16 protein-coding genes are annotated in these 23,233 nt (G+C 34.7%); 5 read left to right on the plus strand and 11 right to left on the minus strand.

Features of this window, described 5'->3' with window-relative positions; translation table 11 throughout:
* The first annotated feature begins 149 nt into the window (after window positions 1-149).
* Window positions 150-653, plus strand: coding sequence for a DUF6252 family protein (locus NLJ00_RS06865; protein WP_256636681.1), 504 nt, complete (start codon window positions 150-152; stop codon window positions 651-653).
* A gap of 120 nt (window positions 654-773) precedes the next feature.
* Window positions 774-1,133 carry an RNA recognition motif domain-containing protein gene (locus tag NLJ00_RS06870; protein ID WP_053471494.1) on the plus strand — a complete coding sequence of 120 codons (360 nt, stop codon included), beginning with the start codon at window positions 774-776 and terminating at the stop codon, window positions 1,131-1,133.
* A gap of 137 nt (window positions 1,134-1,270) precedes the next feature.
* Here NLJ00_RS06870 and leuB read toward each other — a convergent pair whose 3' ends face one another.
* From leuB to NLJ00_RS06900, 6 genes are all read right to left on the minus strand, one after another.
* On the minus strand, window positions 1,271-2,332 hold the full coding sequence (leuB, locus tag NLJ00_RS06875) for a 3-isopropylmalate dehydrogenase (RefSeq protein ID WP_256636682.1): 1,062 nt from the start codon (window positions 2,330-2,332) through the stop codon (window positions 1,271-1,273).
* 115 nt (window positions 2,333-2,447) lie between these two features.
* The gene (locus NLJ00_RS06880) at window positions 2,448-3,971 is read right to left on the minus strand and encodes an alpha-isopropylmalate synthase regulatory domain-containing protein (protein ID WP_256636683.1); all 1,524 of its coding nucleotides are present in this window, start codon (window positions 3,969-3,971) and stop codon (window positions 2,448-2,450) included.
* Between the two features lie 256 nt (window positions 3,972-4,227).
* A complete protein-coding gene (gene leuD, locus NLJ00_RS06885) occupies window positions 4,228-4,824 on the minus strand; it encodes a 3-isopropylmalate dehydratase small subunit (RefSeq protein WP_053471491.1) in 597 nt (198 codons plus the stop codon).
* A gap of 165 nt (window positions 4,825-4,989) precedes the next feature.
* Complete coding sequence (leuC, locus tag NLJ00_RS06890) at window positions 4,990-6,384, minus strand: 3-isopropylmalate dehydratase large subunit (RefSeq protein WP_180857197.1); 1,395 nt, start codon at window positions 6,382-6,384, stop codon at window positions 4,990-4,992.
* Between the two features lie 518 nt (window positions 6,385-6,902).
* The gene (locus NLJ00_RS06895; protein ID WP_256636684.1) at window positions 6,903-7,808 is read right to left on the minus strand and encodes a helix-turn-helix domain-containing protein; all 906 of its coding nucleotides are present in this window, start codon (window positions 7,806-7,808) and stop codon (window positions 6,903-6,905) included.
* 71 nt (window positions 7,809-7,879) lie between these two features.
* The gene (locus NLJ00_RS06900) at window positions 7,880-8,683 is read right to left on the minus strand and encodes an SDR family oxidoreductase (protein ID WP_256636685.1); all 804 of its coding nucleotides are present in this window, start codon (window positions 8,681-8,683) and stop codon (window positions 7,880-7,882) included.
* A 334-nt stretch (window positions 8,684-9,017) separates the two neighbouring features.
* On the opposite strand from NLJ00_RS06900, the gene dnaE reads away from it, so the two are divergent.
* Together dnaE and NLJ00_RS06910 are read left to right on the plus strand one after the other, a co-directional pair.
* Complete coding sequence (dnaE, locus tag NLJ00_RS06905; protein ID WP_256636686.1) at window positions 9,018-13,556, plus strand: DNA polymerase III subunit alpha; 4,539 nt, start codon at window positions 9,018-9,020, stop codon at window positions 13,554-13,556.
* A 177-nt stretch (window positions 13,557-13,733) separates the two neighbouring features.
* Window positions 13,734-14,705, plus strand: coding sequence for an outer membrane beta-barrel protein (locus NLJ00_RS06910; protein WP_256636687.1), 972 nt, complete (start codon window positions 13,734-13,736; stop codon window positions 14,703-14,705).
* A 254-nt stretch (window positions 14,706-14,959) separates the two neighbouring features.
* Here the strand turns inward: NLJ00_RS06910 and NLJ00_RS06915 are convergent, their stop codons facing one another.
* The 4 genes from NLJ00_RS06915 to NLJ00_RS06930 all read right to left on the minus strand — a co-directional run bounded on the left by NLJ00_RS06915 (window position 14,960) and on the right by NLJ00_RS06930 (window position 21,459).
* Window positions 14,960-15,952, minus strand: a complete 993-nt coding sequence (locus NLJ00_RS06915) for a Gfo/Idh/MocA family protein (RefSeq protein ID WP_256636688.1) — start codon at window positions 15,950-15,952, stop codon at window positions 14,960-14,962.
* Window positions 15,953-16,422: 470 nt separating this feature from the next.
* Entirely contained in the window at window positions 16,423-18,531 is a 2,109-nt protein-coding gene (locus NLJ00_RS06920; RefSeq protein WP_256636689.1) for a prolyl oligopeptidase family serine peptidase, read from the minus strand.
* 215 nt (window positions 18,532-18,746) lie between these two features.
* Window positions 18,747-20,954 carry a TonB-dependent receptor gene (locus NLJ00_RS06925; protein ID WP_256636690.1) on the minus strand — a complete coding sequence of 736 codons (2,208 nt, stop codon included), beginning with the start codon at window positions 20,952-20,954 and terminating at the stop codon, window positions 18,747-18,749.
* A gap of 151 nt (window positions 20,955-21,105) precedes the next feature.
* Window positions 21,106-21,459 (minus strand): hypothetical protein, encoded by a 354-nt coding sequence (locus NLJ00_RS06930; RefSeq protein WP_256636691.1) that lies wholly within the window; start codon window positions 21,457-21,459, stop codon window positions 21,106-21,108.
* Between the two features lie 214 nt (window positions 21,460-21,673).
* Here NLJ00_RS06930 and NLJ00_RS06935 point away from each other — a divergent pair, with 214 nt between their 5' ends.
* Window positions 21,674-22,381: a porin family protein gene (locus tag NLJ00_RS06935; RefSeq protein ID WP_180857205.1), complete on the plus strand. Its 708-nt coding sequence runs from the start codon at window positions 21,674-21,676 to the stop codon at window positions 22,379-22,381.
* Here NLJ00_RS06935 and NLJ00_RS06940 read toward each other — a convergent pair.
* The gene (locus NLJ00_RS06940; protein ID WP_256636692.1) at window positions 22,376-22,981 is read right to left on the minus strand and encodes a hypothetical protein; all 606 of its coding nucleotides are present in this window, start codon (window positions 22,979-22,981) and stop codon (window positions 22,376-22,378) included. The two genes, NLJ00_RS06935 and NLJ00_RS06940, sit on opposite strands and share 6 nt — an antisense overlap.
* Between the last annotated feature and the right edge of the window lie 252 nt (window positions 22,982-23,233).

Below are 23,233 nucleotides of genomic sequence, written 5' to 3' on the forward strand. Positions count from 1 at the left end.
TAAGGGCGCAAAGATATAATTTTTTTATCAATTATCCGTTTCAAAAAGTATTAAATATATTTAAGACAGATTTTTAGCTTTTTTTTGACTTTAAAATTTAAATATTTACCTCATAATGCGATACTTTTGCATTAAATTCATCTTAATATATGAAAAAATATTTTTACTTCTTATCTTTTTTAGTTCTGCTTACATCTTGTACAGAAGATATAAAATTCAATAATCCTGCTTTTCAAACGCTGAAAAATAATGTTTTCTGGAGAGCTCAAACTTATAAAGCTTATTTTGGTGCAAACGGGACTGTTGTTATTGAAGGATCTTTAGGATATGAAAATGTTATTTTGCAAACGGCTTCTTCTGCAGAACAAACTTTTATTTTAGGAGTTAATGAAACTTCGAAAGCATCTTACGAAAATACGCTGCCGGCTGAATTGTCTTCATTTTCTACAGGAACAAATATTGGTAACGGACAAATTGTTATTACAGAGTACGATACGGATAACAATACTATTTCGGGAACATTTAAATTTACGGGAATAAATGAAGATGAAAGCGATACCGAGAATCCGAAAATTAACTTCACAGAAGGTGTTTTTTATAAAGTTCCAATTGAAGCAGCTGGTCTTTTTCAAGATGATGTTGTAGAAAATTAGTAGATACGATGTTTTTACGAGCTGATTTTCAAAATCAAAATAAAAACATAAATAAACTAATATATAGTAGATTACAGAAAAATAAGACTACATTTGCTACATTATTATAAATAAGTACATATGAACATTTTTGTTGGAAGCCTTCCATTCAGTATTGAGGAAGCAGATTTAAGAGAGTCTTTCGAGGCTTACGGAGCAGTAGATTCAGTTAAAATTATCACTGATAAATTTACTGGAAGAAGCAAAGGTTTTGGTTTTGTTGAGATGCCAAACGATGCTGAAGCTCAAAAAGCAATTGATGAATTGAACGGAGCTACTGTTCAAGGTCGTTCGATTGTAGTTAATAAATCTGAACCAAAACCTGAAGGTGAAAGAAGAAGCTTCAACAATAACAGCCGTGGTGGAGATTCACGCGGAGGTTATGGTGGAGGAAACAGCCGTGGTGGAAATGACCGTGGTGGTAACAGAGGAGGATATTAATATTTTTTTCTAAATATATAAAAGGGATCAACGAAAGTTGATCCCTTTTTTTGTGATATTTTTTCTGTAGAGGCGCACAGCAGTGCGACTAAGATACCGAGAAGACGCACTGCTGTGCGTCTCTACGATTAACATTATTACAAATTAGCAACTAACCAGTCACCAACTTCGCTTGTTTTGTGAGCTTTTGATCCTTTTGAAGCTAAATCTTCGGTAACAACTCCTTGTTCTAAAGATTTGTTTACAACAGCGCGAATAGCTTCAGCTTCATCTTTTAATCCGAAAGCATCTTCAAACATCATGGCTGCAGATAAAATAGTAGCTAATGGATTAGCAATATTTAATCCGGTTGCCTGTGGGTAAGATCCATGGATTGGTTCGTATAATGAAGTATGTTCTCCAACAGAAGCAGACGGCATTAATCCCATTGAACCTGAAATTACAGAAGCTTCGTCAGTTAAAATATCTCCAAATAAATTCTCAGTAATTAATACATCATAAGAATTTGGCCATTGAACCAAACGCATTGCAACAGCATCAACAAATTCATAAGAAACCGTAACTTCAGGATAATCTTTTTCCATTGCCTGAACAGTTTCTCTCCATAAACGTGAAGTTTCCAAAACGTTAGCTTTATCAACACAGCATAATTTTTTGCTGCGCGTCATTGCTAATTCAAAACCTTTTTTAGCTAGACGTTGTACTTCAGCTCTTGTGTAAACACAGTTGTCAAAAGCAGTATCTCCGTTATCTTTTCTTCCTTTTTCTCCAAAGTAAATTCCGCCAGTTAATTCTCTTAAGAAAACTAAATCAGTTCCTTCAATTCTTTCTCTTTTTAAAGGTGAATTATCAATTAAAGAAGGGAAAGTAAATGTTGGACGAACGTTAGCGAACAATCCTAATTTTTTACGCATCAACAATAAACCTTGTTCAGGACGAACCGGTGCACTTGGATCGTTATCATATTTTGGGTGACCAATTGCTCCAAATAAAACGGCATCAGCTTTCATGCAAACTTCGTGTGTTTCGTCTGGATAAGGAACTCCAACTGCGTCAATTGCGCAAGCTCCGGTCAAAGCAGGAGTCCAGGTTATTTCGTGATTGAATTTTTTTGCAATAGCATCAGATACTTTTACAGCTTCATTTATTACCTCAGGACCAATTCCGTCTCCTGCTAAAAGGGCTATGTTAAATTTCATTTTTTAAGTATTTATTATTTTTTAAGGTTCATAGTGGCAAAGGTTCAAAGGTTCAAAGGTTTGAGAACAGGATTAAAAACCTCTGTTTCTTTGCGCCTTTGAACCTTTGTACCTCTTAATCGGCAATCACGTTAAGCATTTTTTGTGTTGCGATAATCGCGGCAACAGTCTGGTCTGAATCTAATCCGCGAGTTTTAAATTCTTTTCCGTTGTTTACCCAGGTAATAATAGTTTCGCACAAGGCATCAGAACTACTTCCCGGCGGGATTCTTACTGCGTAATCAATTAATTTAGGAAGCGTAAGTTTTTTACTTTTATAAATCTTTGATAAAGCGTTCATAAAGGCATCAAACTGACCATCGCCCTGCGCATTTTCTTCGATGATTTCACTGCCAAATTTTAAGCATAAGGTTGTTGACGGACGCATTCCTTTTGAGTGGACTAATATATAGGACTCGATTTTTATTTTTTCTTCGTAAGTATGACTGTCCAAAACATCTGAAATAATGTATGGAAGATCTTCCTTCGTAACAGTTTCTTTTTTATCGCCTAATTCGATGATTCTTTGTGTAACCAATTTCAAATCTTCCTGATTTAATTTTAAACCTAATTCCTGAAGATTTTTTTCAATATTAGCTTTTCCAGAAGTTTTTCCTAAAGCGTATTTTCTTTTTCTTCCAAAACGTTCCGGAAGCAAATCATTAAAATATAAGTTGTTTTTGTTGTCACCGTCGGCGTGGATTCCAGCAGTTTGTGTAAAAACATTATCGCCCACAATTGGTTTGTTGGCAGGAATTCTGTATCCGGTAAACGTTTCAACTAATTTGCTTACCGTATATAAAGAAGTTTCTTTAATGTTGATGCTTACTTCTGGCAGATAATCGTTTATAACAGCAACCGTACTTTCAAGCGGTGCATTTCCGGCACGTTCTCCCATTCCGTTTACCGTAACGTGAAGTCCGTTTATACCAGCTTTTATGGCTTCCATAACGTTAGCAACACTTAAATCGTAATCGTTATGAGCGTGAAAATCAAAATGAATATTTGGATATTTTGCCCTTATTTTAGAAATGAATTCAAAAGCCAAAGACGGAATTAAAACTCCTAAAGTATCTGGAAGTAAAATTCTTTTTACGGGTTGTGTAGATAAGAAATCCAGGAATTGAAATACATATTCAGGAGAATTTCGCATTCCGTTGCTCCAGTCTTCTAAATAAACATTCGTTTCAATATTGTTTTCTTTTGCTAAAGCAATGATTTGAGCAATTTCAGAAAAATGCTGTTCTGGTGTTTTTTTTAACTGATGCGTTAAGTGATTCATTGAGCCTTTAGTCAATAAATTCTGCACTTTTGCACCGGCTTTTTTCATCCAGTCAATCGAAACTCCGCCGTCAACAAACGAAAGGACTTCGATTCGATTAATATAACCGCGTTCTTCTGCCCATGAAGTAATGCCTTTTACGGCTTGAAATTCTCCTTCGCTTACACGCGCTGAAGCAATTTCGATTCTATCAATATTTAATTCTTCCAGCAATAATTGTGCAATGGTCAGTTTTTCTGCAGCAGAAAATGAAACTCCTGAGGTTTGTTCACCATCACGAAGCGTCGTATCCATTATTTCAATTTTTCTTTTTTCCATATTGATATTGTAATTTCTAACGTTGGATTTTTATTGATATCCATGTTTAATTTTGACGCTGATTTTACGGATTCGCTTTGCGAAGACGCTGATAAAAACGGATTTTTAGTATTAAGTAAAATAAAAATCCGCTTTAACCTGCGTTTTTGCGATAGCAAATCTGTTTTATCCGCGTTCTATTTTTTCTCATTTAATTTAGAAAGACCCGACTGGTTTTTGAAACCTGTCGGGTCTAATATCCTGAATGAGATTTCTATTAGTAAGGAAGTTTATCGGCGAAAGCCACAATCTCTTCTTTAATATTTTGTAAATAATCAATGTCGTCAAAACCATTAATCATATTGTTCTTTTTGTATCCGTTGATAGCAAAAGATTCTTGCTGACCAGTTGACAATAAAGTAATAGTTTGGTTTGGAAGATTGATTTCTAATTCTGTTTTAGGATCAGCTTCAATCGCTTTGAAAATAGTTTCAGCAAATTCCGGGCTGATTTGTACTGGTAAAACTCCAATATTCAAACAGTTTCCTTTAAAGATATCAGCAAAGAAACTAGAAACTACCGCTCTAAAACCGTAATCGTAAACTGCCCAAGCAGCGTGCTCTCTTGAAGATCCAGAACCGAAGTTTTTTCCTCCAACCAAGATTTTTCCAGAGTAAGTAGAATCGTTTAAAACGAAATCAGCTTTTGGAGTGTCATCTCCATTATATCTCCAGTCTCTAAAGAGGTTATCTCCAAAACCTTCACGTTTTGTAGCTTTTAAGAAACGAGCCGGAATAATTTGATCTGTATCAACGTTTTCAATTGGCAGTGGCACTGCACTGCTGGTAAGTATAGTAAATTTATCGTATGCCATTTTTTTGGAATTTTAGATTTTAGATTTAGATTTTAGATTTTCTTTTGAAAACTTAAACTCGGAACCTAAAAATGTTTTGTATTAAATAATGTTAATCAATTTTATTTGAAGAAATTTAGATGAAGATTTCACAAAGTGAGAAATCTAAAATCTAAACTCTGCAATCTAAAATAATTCACGCGGGTCTGTTAGTTTTCCTGTAACAGCGGCGGCAGCAGCCATAATTGGACTTGCTAATAAAGTTCTTGAACCAGGACCTTGACGACCTTCAAAGTTTCTGTTTGAAGTACTTACCGCATATTTTCCTGCAGGAACTTTATCGTCGTTCATTGCTAAACAAGCAGAACAACCCGGCTGACGTAATACGAAACCAGCTTCAGTCAAAATATCTAAAATACCTTCTTCTTTAATCTGAGCTTCAACAACGTGAGAACCCGGAACTAACCAAGCGGTAACATTATCTGCTTTTTTTCTTCCTTTTACAATTTCAGCGAAAGCTCTAAAATCTTCAATACGTCCGTTTGTACAACTTCCTAAGAAAACATAATCAATTTGTTTTCCAATCATTACGTCGTCTTCGTGGAAGCCCATGTAAGCCAAAGATTTTTTGTAAGTTTCCTCACCACCTTCAACTTCTTTTGCACTTGGGATATGTTTTGTGATACCAATTCCCATTCCAGGGTTAGTACCATAAGTAATCATTGGTTCGATATCTTCAGCTTTGATGTTTAATTCAGCATCAAAAACAGCATCTGCATCCGTTTTTAGAGTTTTCCAGTATTCAACAGCTTTTGTCCAGGCTTCACCTTTTGGAGCGTATAATCTTCCTTCAAGGAAATCGAAAGTAGTTTGGTCAGGAGCGATCATTCCTCCACGAGCACCCATTTCGATACTTAAATTACAAACTGTCATACGACCTTCCATAGTCATGTTTTCAAAAACATCACCAGCGTATTCAACAAAATAACCTGTGCCTCCAGAAGTAGTTAACTGAGCAATAATATAAAGCGCAACGTCTTTTGGACCAACACCTTTACTTAATTGACCGTTTACGTTAATACGCATTTTCTTTGGTTTAGGCTGCATGATACATTGAGTAGAAAGTACCATTTCAACCTCAGAAGTTCCGATACCAAAAGCAATTGCTCCAAAAGCACCGTGAGTAGACGTATGTGAATCACCACATACAATAGTAGCACCTGGCAAAGTAATTCCGTTTTCAGGACCAACCACGTGTACAATACCATTTTTTTGATGACCTAATCCCCAGTGTGAGATTCCGTATTCATTCGCATTGTCTTCAAGAGCCTGAAGCTGATTTGCTGATAAAGGATCCTGAACTGGTAAATGTTGGTTTATAGTTGGGGTATTGTGATCTGCAGTTGCAAAAGTACGTTGCGGGTATAAAACGTTAACGCCTCTTGATTTTAATCCTAAAAAAGCAACAGGACTCGTAACTTCATGAATGAAATGACGGTCAATAAAAAACACATCTGGTCCATCTTCAATTTTACGCACTACATGTGAATCCCATACTTTGTCAAATAATGTCTTACTCATTTTTTATTTTTTTTAATTGTAATTTCTATAACCACAGCAATTTCCTGTTCATTATAATAGCAAAACAAAAGTAAAAAAAGATACAAAAGCGTCAATTTCGATATTTCATTATATACGATACCCAAACTAAAATACAAATTGATAAACCGCTTTTGCAGCTTCAATTTTGGCAGAAAAATGATTTAGAAAATGACTTTGTTTTTCTTTTTGGACTTTAATTTTCTTTGATTGTTTTTTGTTTTAATAGTTTGCAAATTTATTTCAAAATCACTATAAAATATAAGAATTTAATTGAAAAAATCTAACAAAATGAATAAAAATAGTAATAATTGTTAGTTTTGATTTCTTTGCAAAAAGAATGCTTTGGTGGTTTTTGAAGGCTTTTAAAAGAGTTTTTAAGACGTTATTTAGATTCAATAAATCATCTAAATACTACGACATCCAAGAAGTGTATTTTTATGAAATTTTATGCTTTTTTAAGATAAAAAGGGCTTTTTTGAAGAGAATAATTTTAAAGACTAATTCAATGAGTTTTTAAACTCTAATGGAGTAAGATTGGTTTTCTTTTTAAACAGTTTACTAAACGACTGAGGATATTCAAAACCCAACTGATAGGCAATTTCTGCAACCGAAAGATTTGTCGTCATCAGGAAATCTTTTGATTTTTCTATTAGTTTCGAATGAATGTGCTGCTGGGCATTTTGTCCTGTTAAATTGCGAAGCATATCGCTTAAATAATGACTGGAAACATTTACTTGTGAAGCAAGAAAATCTACAGAAGGCAAACCTCTTTGTAAGGTTTCGGCATTATTGAAATAATCATTTAAAGTTTCTTCTACTTTAAGTAATAAATTATTGCTGATCGTTTTTCTGGTAATAAATTGGCGTTTGTAAAAACGATTGCTGTAATTCAGCAAAACATCAATATATGAAATGATAACATCCTGGCTCATTTCGTCAATAGCCGTATGAAGTTCATTGTCAATGCTATTTAATAAACCTATAATTGTTGTTTTTTCGCTGTCGGAAAGATGAAGCGCTTCATTAGTATCGTAGGAAAAGAAGCCATATTTTTTGATATTTTTCCCTAAAGGATAATTTCTAATAAAATCCGGATGAAAAAATAGGGTATAACCGTGATATTCGGTTCCTTCTTCATTATCTGTAAAAATCAATTGGTTAGGAGAAGTGAACATTAAACCGCCTTCGTTAAAATCATAATAACCCTGACCGTAACCCATTTTACCATTCGTAGAATATTTATAAAAATCGAGTAAAAAAGAGTTATTCGTTTCCGCTTTAACAGCCAGTATTTTATTGTCAACCAAACTGATCATAGGATGCAATGGTTTTGGCAGATCAAACAAAGTATGGAACTGCGATACAGAGGAAATTTTGGTTGGAGTATTGTTTTTCTTTTCCATAATATAAAGGTATAAAAAATGAAAATTAATACCGCACAGATTATCAAAACCTGAGCGGTATTAGAAATAAATTAGGCTCCCAAAAATTGTTTGCCAAATGAAGCGCGAAAAACTTCATCGCCTTGTTCTAATCTTTGTTGGTAAAGTGCTTTTGCATCTTCTCCCGCTACATATCTTAGTTTGGTTTTTCCGTCTGTAGCAGCTTCATAAACAACATCGGCAATATGTTCCGGAGTCGATGCCATTTCAAACATTACATCTACATTTTCAAACATTTTGTCTGCCATTGCCTGATATTCAGGTTTAACTCCAGTATCAAGTGAACCGTGTAAAAATTCTGTTTTAATGCCGCCTGGAGAAACTGTTTTAATATTGATTCCAAACTGATTCAGCTCATAAGCCATACTTTCGCTCCAGCCTTCTAACCCCCATTTTGTGGCGTGATAAACAGAACCTAAAGGAAAAGAAATCAATCCGCCAATAGAAGTTGTTGAGATAAATAATCCATTTCTTTTTTCTCTGAAATACGGAATAAAAGCATTCGTAACACGAATAGTTCCTAATAAATTAGTATTTAATTGTTTCGTGATTTGGTCATCATTAAAACTTTCCAAAGGACCAATTAATCCGTAACCAGCATTATTAAAAACGATATCAATATCGCTTAATGCAATTGCTTTTTGAACCGTGCTTTGTATTTGATCATAATTTGTAACGTCTAATGGTAAAAGGGTTACGTTTTCTAAACCAGTAAGTTCAGTTTCCTTTTCAGGAGTTCTCATTGTTGCAATTACATTCCAGCCTTTTGCTTGAAATAATTTTGCTGTTGCTTTTCCTAAACCTGATGATGCGCCTGTGATAAAAATTGTTTTCATGATTATTATTTTTTAATTGTTATAATTTGATGAAGCAAAGTTCAGCATGCATTAAAGCTTAAAAGTGTTCATTTTGGTCTAATGAGTATCCAAAATGAATAATCGGAGTTTTTTAAGAAAAAAAGAATCAAATTCGGTTCTTTTTATGTTTAGAAAACAAAGATGTTAATTATGCTTTTGTTGATAACTTCGTTTTTCATTCGCTTAAAAAAAAGCGTAAATTTGAACTTCTTCCATTTTTCATTTCGTATTTTGTTATGTTTCATATTGTCAGTATTTTGCAATATGAAAGACTTGGAATTTGGAACTTTAAAATTTGACTTTTTACAACTCTATGTATTTAATATTCGATACCGAAACAACCGGATTACCAAAACGCTGGGATGCCCCAATAACCGATTCTGATAACTGGCCTCGCTGTATACAGATTGCGTGGCAGCTTCATGACGAAATGGGACAGCTTATTGAGCATCAGGATTACTTGGTAAAACCAGAAGGATTTAATATTCCGTATGATGCCGAGCGTATTCACGGAATCTCAACTGAATTGGCTGAAGCCGATGGAATCTCGCTGGCCGAAGTTTTAGAGAAATTCAATATCGCTTTAAGCAAAACCAAATTTATTGTTGGACAGAATTTAGGTTTCGACGTTAATATTATGGGAGCCGAATTCCATAGAATGGGAGTGGAGTCTCAAATGAGTTCAATGCCTGTTTTGGATACTTGTACCGAAGTTACGGCTTCGTTATTGCAGCTTCCCGGAGGTCGTGGAGGAAAATTCAAACTTCCAACTTTGACCGAATTACACAGCTATCTTTTCGACCAGCCTTTTGCGGAAGCGCACAACGCAACTGCCGACGTTGAGGCAACTACGCGTTGTTTCCTGGAATTGGTTAGAAGAGAAGTTTTTACAAAAGAAGAATTAGACGTTCCGCAGGGTTATTTCAAAGACTTTCAGGAAAGAAATTCGGAGCCGTTTAAGCTTATTGGTTTAAAACACATCAACTTAAAAGCAGCTTCTGATAAAATCAGAGAACAGCTTAAAGCATTACAAGTTGACGATAGCCAAACTACCGTTTCAGAATCTGATAAAGCAGATTTTAAAGCGGCAAAATTTGCACATTTACACAATCATACGCAGTTTTCGGTTTTACAATCTACTATTGGAATTGGAAATATTGTGGCGGCTGCAGCCAAAAACGGAATGCCGGCCGTTGCCATGACTGATACCGGAAACATGATGGGAGCTTTTCACTTTGTGAGCGCCGTTATGAACCACAACAAAGCAGCATCAGGAAAAAACAAAGCTTTGGTTGAAGCCGGAGAAGAACCGACAGAAACAGAAGTAAAACCAATTGTAGGCTGTGAATTTAATATTTGTGAAAACCATTTAGACAAAAGCAAAAAAGACAACGGTTATCAGGTTGTTTTATTGGCTAAGAACAAAGCCGGTTATCACAATTTGGCTAAAATGGCTTCGATTGCTTATACCGAAGGATTTTATTATGTTCCGAGAATTGACAAAAATATAGTCGAAAAATACAAAGAAGATATTATGGTTTTGTCTGGGAATTTATACGGAGAAATTCCGAGTAAAATCCTGAACATTGGTGAAAACCAAGCCGAAGATGCTTTAATTTGGTGGAAAGAACAATTTGGCGAAGATTTCTATTTAGAAGTAATGCGCCACAATCAGGAAGATGAAAATCGTGTCAATAAAACCCTGATTGAATTTTCGCAAAAACACAACGTCAAATTAATTGCGACTAACAATACCTATTATTTAAATAAAGAAGATGCCAATGCGCACGATATTTTACTTTGTGTAAAAGATGGCGAAAAGCAGGCAACACCTATTGGACGTGGGCGTGGTTACCGTTACGGACTTCCAAATCAGGAATATTATTTTAAGTCAGAAGAGGAGATGAAAAAACTCTTTTCTGATCTGCCAGAAGCGATTATAAACATTCAGGAAGTTATTGATAAAGTTGAAGGATATTCGCTTTACCGAGATGTATTGCTTCCGAAGTTTGATATTCCGGAAGAATTTATAGTTCCTGAAGATGAAGCAGACGGAGGTGTTCGAGGTGAAAATAAATACCTGCGACACCTTACCATGGTTGGTGCCGCAAAACGATATGGAGAAATTACAGAATCGATTCAGGAACGTTTGGATTTTGAATTATTGACGATTTCAAATTCAGGATATCCGGGTTACTTTTTGATTGTACAGGATTTCATTGCCGAGGCTAGAAAAATGGACGTATCGGTTGGTCCCGGACGTGGATCTGCAGCGGGTTCTGCCGTTGCATATTGTCTCGGAATTACCAATATTGACCCCATTAAATACGATTTACTTTTTGAGCGTTTCCTAAATCCTGACCGTGTATCGATGCCCGATATTGATATCGACTTTGATGACGAGGGTCGTGGACGTGTAATGGATTATGTAATCAATAAATACGGTCAAAAACAGGTGGCGCAGATTATCACTTATGGTAAAATGGCGACGAAATCAGCTATTCGTGATACGGCTCGTGTATTGGATTTACCATTATTTGAAGCCGATAGAATTGCGAAACTGATTCCGGGAATGATGCCGTCAAAATGGAATTTGGCGCGTTTTATTTCAGAGAGTGAAGAGGAAGTTAAAAAAGCACTTCGTTCGGACGAATTTGATAATGTAAAAGAATTAATCGCCATTGCAAATGAAGGTGATTTGGCAGGAGAAACCATTCAGCAGGCAAAAATCCTTGAAGGATCGATGCGTAACACGGGAATTCACGCCTGCGGGGTAATCATTACACCATCGGATATTACGAATTACGTTCCCGTAACGACAGCAAAAGATTCTGATTTATATGTAACGCAGTTTGATAACTCGGTTGCAGAAAGTGCCGGATTGCTGAAAATGGACTTCTTGGGTCTGAAAACCCTTACGCTGATAAAAGATACTGTTAAACTGGTAAAATACAGAACAGGAATTGATCTGGATCCCGATACATTTCCTATCGATGATGAAGAAACGTATGCGCTTTTCCAAAGAGGTGAAACTGTTGGAATCTTCCAATACGAGTCGCCCGGAATGCAGAAATACATGAAAGATCTTAAACCAACGGTTTTTGGAGATTTAATTGCCATGAATGCACTTTATCGTCCGGGACCTTTGGAATATATTCCTTCTTTCGTTCGAAGAAAAAACGGTGACGAAGAAATCAAATACGATTTAGATGCCTGTGCCGAATATCTATCAGAAACCTACGGAATTACGGTTTACCAAGAGCAGGTAATGCTTTTGTCTCAGTCTTTGGCAGGATTTACAAAGGGTGAGGCCGACGTTTTGCGTAAAGCGATGGGTAAAAAACAAAAAGACGTACTGGATAAAATGAAGCCGAAGTTCGTTGAACAAGCAGCACAAAAAGGTCACGATGCCAAAATTCTGGAGAAAATCTGGAAAGACTGGGAAGCCTTTGCGAGTTACGCCTTCAACAAATCGCACTCGACTTGCTATGCGTGGATTGCCTATCAAACGGCTTATTTGAAAGCACATTATCCGGCCGAATATATGGCAGCGGTACTTTCGAATAATATGAACGATATCAAACAGGTTTCGTTTTTTATGGAAGAATGTAAACGTATGGGATTACAGGTTTTAGGTCCAGATGTAAACGAATCTTACTATAAATTTACGGTAAACGATAATTATGCCGTTCGTTTTGGAATGGGCGCTATTAAAGGTGTTGGTTCCGGAGCTGTTGAAACTATTGTTGAAAACAGAAAAGATGGAAGGTATAAGTCAATTTTTGATTTGGCGAAACGAATCGATTTGCGTGCAGCCAATAAAAAAGCAATTGAAAACTTAGCACTTGCCGGAGGTTTTGATTCATTTGAAGGAACAACAAGAGCACAATATTTCCATGATGATGGCGATGGAATTACGTTCTACGAAAAAGCGATGCGTTACGGATCGAAATTTCAGGAAAATGAAAACTCATCGCAGGTAAGTTTATTTGGAGAAACCAGCGAAGTACAAATTGCAGAACCTGTTGTACCGCCATGTGAAGACTGGAGTACAATGGAAAAACTGGCAAAAGAAAAAGAGGTTGTAGGGATTTATATTTCCGGACATCCGCTTGATGATTTCAGGTTTGAGATGAAATACTTCTGCAACGCCCGATTAGAAGCGTTGAAAAGTATGAATGAATATGTAGGTAAAAATTTAAACTTTGCCGGAATCATTAATAACGTACAGCATCGTGTAGCCAAAAACGGAAAAGGCTGGGCCGTATTTAACTTGGAAGGATATGACGAAAGTTTTGAGTTTAAGATTTTTGGTGAAGAATACTTAAAATTCCGCCATTTCCTGATTCAGAATAATTTTGCTTATTTAAAAATATTGATCAAAGATGGCTGGGTAAACCATGATACAGGTAAAAAATCAGAACCCAGAATGCAGTTTGTTGAGGTACGACAGCTTCAGGATATTTTAGAAGCATTTGCCAAAAAGCTGATTCTATTATTAAATATCAAAGATCTTCAGCCTGAGTTTATTCATAAATTAAGTAATTTATTTAATGAAAATAAAGGCGATAATACCGTGAGTTTTGATATCATGGAAATCGAAAATGTTAAGCGTTTAGTTGAGGTCGAAACTACAAGTGAGTTTGAAGACAGTGAAGATGCTGTTTTTGAAGATGAAAATGATGACAATGAAGCGGTTGCCGGAGAAGCTAAAATGCAGGAAGTAAAAGAAGTCGAAGAAGTGAAAGTTGTAACCAAATTAACGATGCCAAGCAGAAGGTTAAAAATTAGGATTTCAGCCGAACTTCTTCAGGAATTAGAGAAAATGCAGATAAATTTTAAGCTGAACTAAATTTTAACAGTTAAAATTTAATAGAATCTAAAATTTTAGTGTTAAAATTATGCATGCATAATACTTTTTTAGTAATATTGCCCGAAATTACAACGATTTCGTTCCAAGTCTAACAATGCAAATTATAAGAATATGTTAAAAAATTCTAAGTTTGTATAAATTAATTAAATCAGAATTATGAAAAAGAACCTATTTTTATTAGGATTATTAGTTTGCTCTATGGCTACTATGGCGCAGACAGAAAAAGCGGACAAACCAGAAAGCTGGTACTTTAAATTGGGTGGGTCATATTTCAACCAAACTGCTTCAACTGAGTTTCCAGAAGTAGGAGGCCAGGCACCAAACAGAGATGTTTATTCAGGAACATTAGCAAATAATAAATTAGTATCAAGAGAAAGTATTACAGGTTCTTTTGGACAAGGCTTTAGAAGTGGAATTACTGCAGGATATCGTTTTTCTACACGTTTAGGAGTTGAGTTAGGAGCTAACTACTACATTAGTAATAGCAAAACAATGGCTCAAACTACTGATAGACTTTATTCATACACACCAGCTAACAATGTTGCAACTTACATTAGTTTTGAGGCTAACGGACAAATCAAAGCTTTTGATATCGCTCCGGCAATTGTAATGTTTTTAGGTGAAGCTCATGGTTTTGAACCATATACTAAAGTTGGGGTTATTGTTCCAATTCATGGTACATTAGATATTAAAACGGATAGAGAACTTACATCTTATGTAGGGAATAATGTCGTAAGTACAACAAATATTTATTCTAAAGATGTAGTAAAACCAAATCCGACTCTTGGATTTATGGCGACTTTAGGAACATCTTATAAATTAGGAAAACACATTTCTGCTTTTGCAGAATTAGAATACCGTAACTTTACTGTTCATGGTAAAACTAAAGAAACTACAGAATATACAGTAAACGGACAGGATGCTTTAGCAACTAGAAATACATCACAGAGATATACTGTATATCACGATAGATTAGATGTAAATTCTAATAACCCTTTATTTAATCCAAACACTGCTACAACTGATACAGCTGATACAACAAGACCAAATGACAAAATGGACGAATTGAGTTCTTATGTTGGAATTTCTGGTTTAGGATTAACTGTAGGTTTAAAATACAGCCTATAATTTTTTATAGACGTTTTATAGTTTTTTGAAGAAAAGGATATTCGAAAGAATATCCTTTTTGTTTTTTGTCATTCCGACTGAAAGAGGAAATGACAAGATTTATTCAATTGCCTCCAGCTTTAGCTGGAGGTTGATAGGATTGATGAATTTAAAAAGGCTTTAGCCAAACAAACGTTTTTAGCTAAAGCCTTTAATATGTTTTAATTTTTATCCTCCAGCTAAAGCTGGAGGCAATTGAATATATGAGATTAAAATTATTTCGAATTCCTAAACTCCTTCAAAACTTCATCAATAACCCAGGTCGTTCTCGCTCCTGAAATTCCTTTAGAAGGAGAAGCCCCTTCTTTACCTAAAAGTTCAGCCATAACAGTTTCTATAAATGGCTGCTGAATATGAAGCGGATTTTCTATTGTAATACTTTCTTTTTTGCCATTTGCATATTGAATATGAATTGGATCATTTCCGAAAGTTGAAAACGAGATTTTACCTTTATCGCCCACAATTTCAGTATTGTCATAACGCTCAAAACTGGCGAAATTCCACAAACCAGATCCGTGAATTCCGTTTTCAAATAAAAACGACATCGAAACCGAATCTTCTGCCGGATAAGCTTGCAATTGAGAAGTCGCATGTCCGCGAACCGATTTTATCGGACCTAAAACAAAATCCAGAAAATCTAAAGTATGACAGGCCAGATCAACAAAAATTCCGCCACCTGAAATATGCGGTAAAACTGTCCACGGAAGATTGATTTCGTCGTCGTAACGAGCTTCAAAAGGATGATATAAAACAGTATTTACATGACGTATGTTTCCTAATTTTCCTTTGTCGATTATTTCTTTTATTTTTAAAAAGCGTGGTAAACCTCTTCTGTAATAAGCAACAAATAAAGGAATATTATGTTCTTTACAGGCGCTGATCATTTCATTACATTCTTCAAAAGTCAAAGCCATTGGTTTTTCAACATAAACAGGCTTTCCGGCTTTGGCACACAAAATCGTATATTCTTTATGAGAAGATGGCGGCGTAGCAATATAAACCGCATCAACTTCAGGATCGTTTATTAAATCGACTGCATTCGAATACCATTTCGGAACGTTATGGCGTTTGGCGTAGTCTTCGGCAAGCTTTGCATCTCTTCGCATCACAGCAACCAAAGCAGAATTCGGAGCCCTTTGAAAAGCTGGTCCGCTTTTTACTTCCGTTACATTCCCGCAGCCTATAATTCCCCATTTTATAATTTTCATCGTTTGGTTTTTTAGTTATTCAAATTTAAAAAAGGTTTGCCACGAATTGCACTAATTTCCACGAATTAATTTTTTTAGTTTTTGCCACAGATTAAATAGATTTTCACAGATTAATAATAAAAGCATATATAATAATCATTTTAATTCTTTTAATCTGTGGCAAAAAATAGCCACGAATTCACGAATTATTTTTTCCCGCAGATTTAGCAGATTCCACAGATTTATTTTACACATAGAATCAGCTTAATCTGCAAAATCTGCGTGAAACAAATTAATAAAGCCACAGATTAAAAAGATCCACACAGATTTTAAAAATCCATCTAATCCTTTTAATCTGTGGCAAAAAAACACTCTGCAAATTCCAATCAATTAAATTCGTGCTAATTCGTGTAATTCGTGGCAAAAAAAACAGTCACAAATTCACAAAAATAATTCGTGAATTTGTGGCTATAAAATTTTAACTTAAAGTCTTACTTCTTAGGCAAAGCTTTAAAACCCATATTATAAAGTGTGAAAGCCTGGATGTCTACATTTTCCTGAATTGTAGCCGCAACAGATTTCCCTGCGCCGTGACCCGCTTTTACATCAATTCTAATTAAAACTGGATTTTCTCCCGCTTGTTTATCCTGTAATTCAGCAGCAAATTTAAAACTGTGCGCCGGAACAACACGATCATCATGATCTCCGGTTGTAACCATTGTTGCCGGATATTTAGTGCCGCTTTTAACGTTTTGAACAGGTGAATATCCTTTTAAGTATTCAAACATTTCTTTGTTATCCTGAGCCGTTCCATAATCATACGCCCAACCCGCACCAGCAGTAAAAGTGTGATAACGAAGCATGTCCATAACACCAACCGCAGGCAAAGCTACTTTCATCAAATCAGGACGCTGAGTCATTGTTGCACCCACTAATAAACCTCCGTTAGATCCTCCGCGAATCGCTAAATAATCAGATGAAGTATATTTTTGAGCAATTAGGTATTCTGCAGCAGCAATAAAATCATCAAACACATTTTGTTTTTGAAGTTTTGTTCCCGCATCATGCCATTTTTTTCCGTATTCACCGCCGCCTCTTAAATTGGCAACCGCATAAACACCTCCGTTTTCCAACCAAACCGCATTCGAAATACTAAATGCAGGAGTCAAACTAATATTAAACCCGCCATAACCATAAAGAATCGTTCGGTTTTTACCGTCTAATTTTGTTCCTTTTTTATACGTAATAATCATAGGAACTTTTGTGCCGTCTTTTGAAGTGTAGAAAACTTGTTTAGATTCATAATCTTCACTTTTAAAATCAACTTTTGGTTTTTGATACACTTCTGATTTACCAGATTTTGGTTCAAAAGAAAAAATAGTTCCCGGAGTTGTATAGTTTGTAAAACTGTAATATAAAATCTTTTCTTCTTTTTTTGCACCAAATCCTCCAGCAGTTCCAACAGCAGGAAGTTTAATTTCGCGAACTAGTTTTCCGCTGTAATCATATTGTAAAACCAATGAAACAGCATCTTTTGTATAATTAGCAAAGAAATAACCGCCGCCTGTAGATGGAGATAAAACATTCTCTGTTTCTTTAATAAAATCTTTCCAGTTTTCCTGTTTCGGATTGCTGAAATCTACCGAAACTACACGTCCGTTCGGAGCATTATAATCCGTTTGTATAAATAATTTACTTCCTTCATTTTCGATAATATTATTATCACTGTTGAAGTTGTCTACAATGGTAATAATTGGACTGTCTGGTGTTTTTAAATCTTTAATATAAAGTTCATTTCCGTAAGTCGAATTTGCAGCCGTAATCACTAAATAATGATTGTCTTCGGTCACATAGCCGCCAACATATCTTCTTTTTTGGTCTGCACCAAAAATTACTTTATCTTCTTTTTGAGAAGTTCCTAACTTATGAAAGTACAATTTGTGCTGATCTGTTTTTGCAGAAAGTTCACTTCCTTTTGGTTTATCATAACTAGAATAATAAAAACCTTCATTTCCAAGCCATGAAATACCGCTGAATTTTACATCAACAAGAGTATCTTCCAGAACTTTTTTAGATAAAGCATCAATAATAATCACTTTTCTCCAGTCGCTTCCGCCTTCAGAAATGGAATATGCCGCTTTATTTCCATCTTTAGAAAAATCTAATCCGCCAAGCGAAGTAGTTCCGTCTTTTGAGAAAGTATTTGGATCCAGAAAAATCTCTTCTTTTCCGTTTAGATCTTTTCTGTAAATAACAGATTGATTTTGAAGCCCATTATTTTTAGAATAATAAGTAAACTTTCCTTCTTTTGATGGAGCACCTATTTTTTCATAATTCCAAAGTTTTTCCATTCGTTTTTTAAGTTCTTCGCGAAACGGAATCTTATCTAAATATCCATAAGTTACTTCGTTTTCAGCTTTTACCCAAGCTCCAGTTTCGGCAGATTTATCATCTTCAAGCCAACGATACGGATCGCTTACTTTCGTATCAAAATATACGTCGACAGTTTCTCCTTTTTTAGTTTCCGGGTATTGAATCTTATTTTGTCCAAATGAAATTCCTGCAGTTGTAATTGCCATTATAAGAAAGGTTTTTTTCATAGTTTTTGATTAACAGTTGTAACAAAAATAGCACTTTTTGTTGTGAAAATAATTTAAACCATATAAGTTATATAAGTAATTTAAGGCGTACTTAATTTTTAGCAGTATGACCTATTTGAAGAATAAAGAATTATACCATATAAGTTATATGAGCTCATTTAATTTAAGACTTAGCTTTTATTTACTTATATAACTTATATGGTTTAAAAAAAATGTTACAGATTGAAATTAACGCCCAGAACAATGTTTCTACCAATATTTGGGATTCCGTCTGTTTTTAATCTTGAAAGGTGCGCAATGTATTTTTTGTCGAATAAATTGTTTCCGTTCAGGTTGATGTCAAAAGCAGTTTTTCCTAGTTTTACCGTTCCTCCAAAACCTAAATTAACCAAAGTATACCCTTTAGAAGCCGTTTCAAAACCGCTCACATTATCCTGGCTGAAAGTTGAAGATACGTTTAATGAAGCAAAACCTTCACTTAACCAGTTTTTGATATTAAATTCAGTTCTAAGCGTATTATTCCAGTTGTTTGCAGGAATTAACGGTAAGTAATCATTATTATCTTTTTTCCCCGTTACAGTTTCAAAACTAGTTTCAAAATGCAACCAGTCTAAAGGATGCGGGTGAAAGTGTAAACCAACTTCACCTCCGTACAATTGTGCATTATCCTGAACATAAGCAAAAACATCATTATCATCACGCGTTTCTCCAGTTGGCGAAGTGTAGATATAATTATTTACATGATTGTAAAATCCGTTTACAAAAAACTCAAAATGCGTGTTTTTGTATTCTAAGTTCAAATCAGTCTGAACATTTTGTTCTGTTTTCAAATCAGCATTTCCAATTTCATAACGATTTGTTCCTTCGTGAACCCCGTTTGAAGTTAACTCCGCTAAGTTTGGCGCTCTAAATCCGGTTGCAACATTTAAACGAAGTGTAAGCGGTTCAGCCAGTTTTGTTTTATATCCTAAAGAAGCATTAAAACTGTCAAAAGATTTGTCAAGAGGTAAAAAATAACCTTCTTCGCCTTCAATTCCGTGTGCATCAGAAGTAACGTTTCTGTTGTCAAAACGTAATCCGGCTTGTAAAACGCTGTTATCCCATTCGTAATTTGCAGTTCCAAAAACACCAAAATCATTAGTTGTCGCATCTGGAATTAAATATTCTTCACCCGAATTTTTATTCGTTTGATGCATTCCCTGAACACCTACAATCGTTTCAATTTTTCCGAATTTAGGAAAATGATATTTTAAATTGTAATTCAAAGTATTCAGTTTCATGTGAAGTGAAGCATTGTTGCTATCTTCAAACTCACTTCTGTCATTTGAAATATAACCTAAATCAACATCAAGTTTTGAGTTTTCAAAAAAGATAACATTGTTCAAACTCAATAAATGATTAAAAATTCCCTGTCTTGGAAACTGTGTGTCTTTACTGGAAGATTGTTCTGCAATTCCATCTTCAGGAATTCCAATATCCAGTTTGTTGTAATTGTATCTTAAAACACTTGAGAAGCTTGAATTACTGTAGCCAATTCCGGTTTTAAAATCCGTTTCATTGTAACGAGAGTTTGTTACGCGGTCACCATCGGCAATTTTATAATCAGAATGGGTGTTGTAACTTCCGCGCGCTAAAAATTTCCAGTTATCAGTAGACGTTTTTAATCCAATAGAAGAATTACTTCCTTCTGTATTCGTAAAATATTTTTGACTGAAATTAGCTTTAAAAGTACCGGCATCAGCAAATTTTTCAGGATTAAAGTATAAAACTCCTCCTAAAGCATCAGAACCGTACAATAGCGATGCCGGGCCTTTAATAACTTCAACACTTTCAATTCCGGCATCATTTAAACCTAAACCATGTTCGTCTCCAAACTGCTGGTTTTCGATACGAACGCCTTGAGAATATACTAAAACACGGTTTCCGCTCAATCCGCGAATAACCGGTTTACCAATAGATGTTCCGGTAGAAATTTGCGAAACTCCGGGAATTGTAGCCAAACCTTCAATTAGAGTTGAAGTCCCTTTTTGCTGTAAAGTTTTAATGCTTTCATGCTCGATTTTCATTACGTTTTGCGATTGCAATTTGTTGAAAGGCGTAGAAACCACAACTTCATCCATTTCTAAAATAGATTCTTCGAGTGTTACGTCAACATTATTTTGTTTTACTAATTTTAAGATGTTTTTATTTTGGGTGGCATATCCAACATAAGAAAAAGACAGGCGCAGATTCCCGTTTGGAAGATTGTTTAATTCGTATTTTCCGTTTGCATCAGTCGTTGTTCCTTTATGCAATTCCTGAGCGTAAACAGAAACGCCCGGTAATGGCTGGTTTTGATTGTCAGTTACTGTTCCTGAAACCGAATTTTGGGCAGAAAGCAAGCCCGAAAACCCTAAAACAAGGGCAATTATTAATTTTTTCATTTGAAAATTTTGCTATAGTTAAATGGATTTTCTTCTTTTAAATGAAAAACTTAAACGAACAGTAAAGTATTCTAATCCCAATTTAATAAACAGGATTAGGAAACTCAAAGTTGTTTTGAATTTAGATTTTAAAAAAAGAGATGTTGAATTATTAAGAAACTATAGCAGCGGGAGGGCCTCGTAATAAATACGAAGTTGTTGAAACGGAGAAAATGTTTTCTGACAGCGGGAAAAAATAAGGGATTTCGCTGCTGAAAGAATGAAATTGAAAAGAAAAAGTTTCAGGAACAATATAACTTCCAAAAGCAAAATTACAAACATAACAAAGGTCGTAATTATGGTGCTGATGCGTTATTTCGCCACTTGGATCATTATAATTGTGGTGACATTGTTTTTCTGAAAGCTGTTTTACAATATGCTCATAACTGTGTATGGACTGAAACAATATCGAGAACAATATTGTGACAGCAAAAGAGAAACTTAATATGAGCTGTTTTTTCTTCATACAGGACAAAGGTATAAAAGATCAAATTCATTTTTTGAATTCTAATGCAGATTCTTTGAAAAAAGTTCAGCAAACACAAATATTCGTCATCAAAAACAGAATAATTGCTTTCTAATCGCTACCTGAACTATCATTATATTATATTTGTAAGTGAAATAAATCGATTCGATTAAGCGTTTATTTTACAGAACCTTTTTTAAACTCAAAAAATTATATGCGATTTCTATTTAGCTGTTTGTTTTTAGTTTCATTTTTTAATGCTTTTTCGCAAGAAGATGTCAAAGCAGAAATAAAACCTATAGTTAAAATAGATTCTTTGTACAGAGAAGATCAGTTTTATTTTTCTGTAACCTATAATATGTTTACAGATATTCCTCAAAAATTCAAACAAAACAAATTTTCGCTTGGACTTTCGGGCGGATTTTTGCGCGACATGCCAATCAACAAAACTAGAACAGTTTCTATTGCAGCTGGTTTAGGATTGAGTTATCAAAATTACTATCAAAATTTTGGTATTTCAAAAGATGGAAACGGTGCCGTAGTTTATAATGTTGTAGATGCCGGAGAAATTTCTTCAAACCGATACAGACAATATTCTGTAGAACTTCCAATAGAATTTAGATGGCGTAATTCGACCTATGAAAGCACAAAATTCTGGAGAATTTATGGCGGAGTAAAATTAAGTTACATCTTTTCTAGTACTTCTATTTTAGACGATGGCGAAAATACGTATCGAATAAATAATAATGATGCCATTAATAAATTCCAATACGGGCCTTATATTTCTGCGGGTTACAATACCTGGAATGTTTATTTGTATTATGGTTTGAGTCCGCTGTTTAAAGATGGTGTTACCACATTAACCGGAGAAAAAGTAACCATGAAAACGCTCAACGCAGGATTGATATTCTACATTTTATAACCACAAATACAAAAATAATACCTGAGGCAAAACACCAATTAACAAACCAATTGATATTTCTTTTGGTGTATGAGCATTCATTTCTAATCGGGACGAAGCCACAATTCCAGATAATAAAATCAACAACGCGCCCCAATACGGATTGTGCATTTGTAAATGAATATTTAATCCAATTGCAAAGATTGTAAACCCTGTAATAGCGGTCATGTGCAGACTGGCTTTAATTTTAAAAAGCGAGCATACCAAGGCTAATATTGTACTAAATAGCGCACCCAGAAAAAAGAAATGCAATTCAGGATAACGGGTAATTACAATACTTCTTTTTACTAATAAAATATATAAAAAGCATTGTAAAATAAGCGGAATGCGACGCTGAGAGTTTTCCGGAAGCATCATCGATTTTACGTGTCCGGTTGAGCGCAAAAGCATGAAAAACAGAATGGGAACAATAATGGTAATAACCAAAATTTGAAACAGAACAAAGTATTTTTCCTGCGTTGTAAAAATATCATCCTTACAATAAAGGTATAATAATGTAGCGTACATCGATATAAAAATCGGATGGAGTATATAGGAGAATAATGGAAGTATTTTTTTCAAAACGTATTATTTTGTGGTATTGAACAAATATAAGGAATTAATGTTTTTTGCAATTAACTGCGTAAATTTTCACAAATTATTAGCATATTTTTCTTGCCACGAATTACACTAATTTCCACGAATTATTTTTTTAATTTTTTGCCACAGATTTAAAGGATTAAAAGGATTTCTAATCTGTGAGAATCTTTTTAATCTGTGGCTAATATTTGAGCATTCAACAAATAATATAATTCGTGGAAATTAGTGTAATTC

The sequence above is a fragment of the Flavobacterium panici genome, assembly GCF_024499525.1.
GTDB lineage: Bacteria > Bacteroidota > Bacteroidia > Flavobacteriales > Flavobacteriaceae > Flavobacterium > Flavobacterium panici.